The sequence below is a fragment of the Methylobacterium aquaticum genome (genome assembly GCF_001043915.1).
Classification (GTDB): domain Bacteria; phylum Pseudomonadota; class Alphaproteobacteria; order Rhizobiales; family Beijerinckiaceae; genus Methylobacterium; species Methylobacterium aquaticum.
The window spans coordinates 1-4,298 of record NZ_LABX01000221.1; the positions used below are offsets into that span (position 1 = coordinate 1).

Annotated in this window: 5 protein-coding genes and 1 pseudogene; all 6 read right to left on the bottom strand. The window is 74.1% G+C overall.

What is annotated here, in order from left to right; translation table 11 throughout:
* Positions 1 to 720 (bottom strand): annotated as a pseudogene (locus VP06_RS25915) (hypothetical protein); the annotation flags it as partial.
* Between the two features lie 67 nt (positions 721 to 787).
* Positions 788 to 1,051, bottom strand: coding sequence for a hypothetical protein (locus VP06_RS25920; protein ID WP_048466690.1), 264 nt, complete (start codon positions 1,049 to 1,051; stop codon positions 788 to 790).
* 44 nt (positions 1,052 to 1,095) lie between these two features.
* Positions 1,096 to 1,509, bottom strand: coding sequence for a hypothetical protein (locus tag VP06_RS25925; RefSeq protein WP_156295774.1), 414 nt, complete (start codon positions 1,507 to 1,509; stop codon positions 1,096 to 1,098).
* Positions 1,510 to 1,518: 9 nt separating this feature from the next.
* Positions 1,519 to 2,556, bottom strand: coding sequence for a hypothetical protein (locus tag VP06_RS25930; protein WP_197093290.1), 1,038 nt, complete (start codon positions 2,554 to 2,556; stop codon positions 1,519 to 1,521).
* A gap of 32 nt (positions 2,557 to 2,588) precedes the next feature.
* On the bottom strand, positions 2,589 to 3,539 hold the full coding sequence (locus tag VP06_RS25935) for a hypothetical protein (protein WP_048466692.1): 951 nt from the start codon (positions 3,537 to 3,539) through the stop codon (positions 2,589 to 2,591).
* A gap of 29 nt (positions 3,540 to 3,568) precedes the next feature.
* Positions 3,569 to 4,298 (bottom strand): OmpA family protein (locus VP06_RS25940; RefSeq protein WP_048466693.1); only part of this gene is annotated, 730 nt, incomplete at its 5' end.

The following is a 4,298-nucleotide window of genomic DNA, read 5'->3' on the forward strand; positions in this document are numbered from 1 at the left end:
GGCCGCCGGAGCCTTCCGGCCGCCCATCCCCACCAGCCCGTCATCGGTGAGGGCGACCGCCCGCAGCTTCGCCGGGGGGATGAAGTCCTTCGACAGGGTGGCGACGAAGCTCGGCACCATCCCGAGGCGCTGCGCCGCCTGCCAGCCGGCATGGTGCAGGACCGTGCGGAGCTTCACCTGCTCGGCGAAGGCGGCGCGGGTGGACGCCTGCGACAGCGGCGGCTTGTCGGCCATCGGCGCCACCATCTGGCGCCGCACCGCCCGAAGCGCAGCAGGGCTCGGCTCGGTCTTGGTGTCGTTGGCGACCATCCATTGCAGGACGATGAAGGCGGTGAGCACGTCGCCGGCATCGTCCGGCCGCAGGTCGGTGTCGGAGAGGAAGCTCCGGAAGATCGCGTCGTAATCGTGCCGAGCCATCTCCCGGGCGACCTCGGCCGCGGCGATCGGGTTGGTGGCACGCAGCTCCCGGACATGGCGGGCGACCGTGGCGGCCCGCAGCTCCGCATTCGAGGCGAAGGGGAGGGCGGGGGCGGCATTCCCTCCCTCCGCCCGGGCGGCATCGCCGACCGACCGAGCCTCGATCCGCGCGCCGAGGGTCTGGAACGGCTGCTGCTGCGTTCCCTGGAGGATGCCCGTGCCGACATCCTGGGCCGGCGCTGCGGCGACCAGCAGCGGGATCAGGGCGGCGGCGACGGGGATGACGGCGATCTTGCGAGTCATGGTGCGTTCCGCGCTCGGACGACGATGGGGGACGGCAGGCGGGCGCCGTCCGGGCCTGGGCTCCGCCTCACGGCCAGCGGATCCCGAACAGCGCCAGCACGCCGGCGACGGCTGCGCCGATCAGCGTCAGCGCCATGAAGGGCAGGAGCGGGATCATCAGCCAGCCCATCGTCATCAGGGTGTAGAGCAGGCCGCCGATGTCGAGGCCGGCGATCCGGCAGGTTTGCGCCCGGGCCTCGTTGACCGTGCACCCGGTCAGGCGGGCGACGACCAGGGCGAGGACGAGCAGCAGGAACGGGGTCCAGACGATCAGCACGCCGAGGAGGAGCATGCGTCGGTTCCCTCTGCGCCGGGTGCCGGCCAGCGGCGCCGCGCTCATCGCGAGGTCCCGGCGCAGGGGCGCCAGACCCGCTGGTATCCGGCATCGCCGGGCCGGCCATAGCACCAGCCCGCCGATTCGAGCCGCCGGTCGACGGCGTCGCGGCGGGTGCAGGCGTCGCGCGTGGCGGGATCGTCGCCGCGCCCGCCCCGGCAAACGGCGTTGAGGGTGCCCCAATCCCGCACCAGCCCCGGACCGTCTGCGGCCGGGCCTGCTCGCGCGACGCATTCCGTTGCGGCAAGGCCGAGGAGCGCAGCGGCGAAGACCAACGGTCGTTGAAAACGACCTTTGGTGCCGTTCTCGAATATTCGCCAAGCCTTTGGCTTGATGTCGAAAATTCGAGATGGGCCATGGGTCCGATGCGTCAGCATCGTGGGCCGTTGGTATAACAGGATGATGCGATGGGCCACGCGCCGTCCTCAGCGCATCGCGACCGAGGCGGCCACGCGATCGGCGCGGGCGAGCGCCTCGGACCGGTCCGCCGGCGTTAGGCCGAGGACGCGCAGGTAGGATCGCCCGTCGAACCGGATTACCTGCGTGACGGCGAGCGGACGGCCGCTCCTTGCGTCCGAGCCGGTGGCGCGCAGGCGCAGCACCACCGCGCCGTCACGGGTCGCCCGGTCCTCGTCGGTGACCGTGACGTCCCTGATCTCGCGGAAGGTGGCGAGCGCCTTGCGGGCGAAGGCGCCCTCCTGGCCGGCCGGCACGGCGGCCCGCCCCATCGAGGGGGCGACGACGACCATTGGCTGCGCGCCGTCGGGATCGACGTCCTTCGGGCCGTCGGTGAGCATCAGGGCATTGCCCATCAGCGTGCGCACCGGGCGGAAGCCCGCGAGGTCGCCGACGGCATAGGGCAGGGCCGCGATCTGGTCGGCGAGGCTGCCGGGCGCCCGGAACGCGATCGTCGAGAGTGCCGCCTCGACCGCCTCGTCCGGCATCTGCCCGCGCGCCGCCTCGGGCACCTGCACGGTGATGAGGCCGGTACCGGAGGCGCCGCGCACCACCGCGACCCATTTGGCGTAGGTGAGCCCGTTGGCCGCCTGGCTGCCGCGCAGCACCCGGCCCTCGCCGCCGGCGACGCCGAGCGGGGTGCCGGGACCGTGCGCCTCGAAGCCGGTCGCGCGCAGGGCCTCGGGGGTGAACCGTTCCACGAGCTGGCCGTAGGCCTCGGCCGGCATCTCGGTGATGAGGATCGAGGCGCCCGAGCGATGCTCGAACCCGGCAAAGCCCTTCGAGGGCGTCATGCCGGGCGGCGGCACCAGGCCGACCGAGGCGGCGGCCGGGAACACCGCCTCGGCGGCGAGGGCGGGCGAGGCGAGGACGCCGAAGGCGGCCAAGAGCCGGCCGGCGGCGAGAATGGGCCGGCCGGCGGCGAGAACGGGCCGGCCGGCGGCGAGAATGAGCCGGCCGACGGCAAGAACGGGCCGGCCGGCGGCGCGGGGCAGGACGGATGCCATTTCAGGATCTCCGGGAGTTCAGTGCGAGGAATTCAGCGTGTCGCGACGCGGCTGAGCACGAAGGTGTTGCCGGAGAACTGGACCTGGCCGGGCGCGCTCATGTGCTCGAGCATCAGACGCAGGTTGCGGCCGAGGCGGGCGGAGTCGGAGCGGGTCTCGTACCAGTACTCGGCGGCGGACGCCCCGGCCCGCACCGGGCGGTGGTGCTCGTAGCAGCGGAACGCCGCCATGTACTCCTCGGCCGCCTGGACCTCCTGGGCCGAGAACCCGTTGAGCCGCACGACGTAGGCCGTCGGCAGGCCGCCGCAAGCCTCACCCGTCGGGCCACCGGCGCCCGGCGCCGCGACGGCGCCCGGGACGGAGGCGGCGCCGGGATCGGCCCCGCGGCGGGGCGCCACCACCCCGTCGAGCTTCGCGGTGAGCGCCGCGGCGACGTCGCCGGCGATGACCTTCGCCTCCGCGCCGACCCGCTCGAGCAGGCATTCGCGGTCGCACCCCTGCGGCAGCGGCGGCAACTGCACGCCCGCCACCTCGAACGACCCGAGCGACTGGCCCGTGCGCACGTTGAGGAGCCGGCCCGGGATGCGAACCTCCGGCCGCACGATGTCGGAATAGGCCGATTTCGACGCCGAGGCGTAGATCTGGAACACCGCGACCACGTCGAGGGGCGGGTTCGAGACTGCGCGGGCGACCTCGATCAGCTCGGCGTCGCGCCGGCGCACCCGGTTCGCTTGGGTGAAGCCCATCGCCACCGCGGTCTCGTCGTAGACGTTGTAGCCGCGCAGATTCATCGTCTCGGAGAGTTCGGCGATCACCCGCTGGAAAATGCGGTTGCCGCGCGGCACTGAATCCTCGTCGGCATCCTCACCCATCACCACCACGGTGGGTTTGGGCTGGGCCAGCGCCGGGCCCGCGGCGAGGGCGAGGCCGAGGGAGAGTGCGGCGAGGGCGGCGCGGCGCGCAGCGGCACGGATGGGCAGCATCGTGTCCTCCTGTCGGTCGGATCGGTCGGTCACTCGGAGCAGGGCCGCGGCGTCGGCGCCGCGTCGAAATCGTCGAGGTCGAGGGCCACCCGCCGGCGCGGATCGGCCAGGCTGAAGAACGGGGCCGCGCAGGTCGCCTCGACGGCCGGCCCGGGGACGATGAGCCCGCCGTGGCGGGCGGGCGCGATCAGGCTGACCTCGACCCGGCGGTTGACCCGCGACAGCGGGGCGGCCGGGTCCTTCGGGCGGCTCGGGCCCCAGCCATGCACGCGCAGCCGCTCCGGCGCGATGCCGTAGGTCTCGACGAGGTGGGCCCGCACCGCCCGGGCCCGGGCGAGGGACAGGCGCCGGTTGTGGGCGGGCGCACCCGCCGCGTCGGTGTGGCCGGCGATGAGGAAGCCGTGGCCGGCAAGAACGCGCGAGGCGAGCGCCTGGCCCAGCGGCTCGAGCTGGATGCGCGCCTCCGGCGTCAGGCGGGCGCTGTCATAGGCGAAGAACACCGTGAGATCGACCGTGCGGCCCGGGTCGACCCGCACGGACGGCCCGCCGTCGTCGGGGCTGAGCGCGCGCGCCGGCGCGCCGGGTGGAAGTCCCGGATTCCCGTCGGCGAAGGGGGCGAGGGAGCGGATGATCGCGGTCGCCGACGGGTTGCGGGTCTCCGCCTCCGCCGTCCCGGCCTCGTCCGGCCTTTCCCGGGCACCGGGCGCCTCGGTCAGCGGGTTCGCCCGCGCCGCGCCGCCGAGGGCGACGACGAGGCCC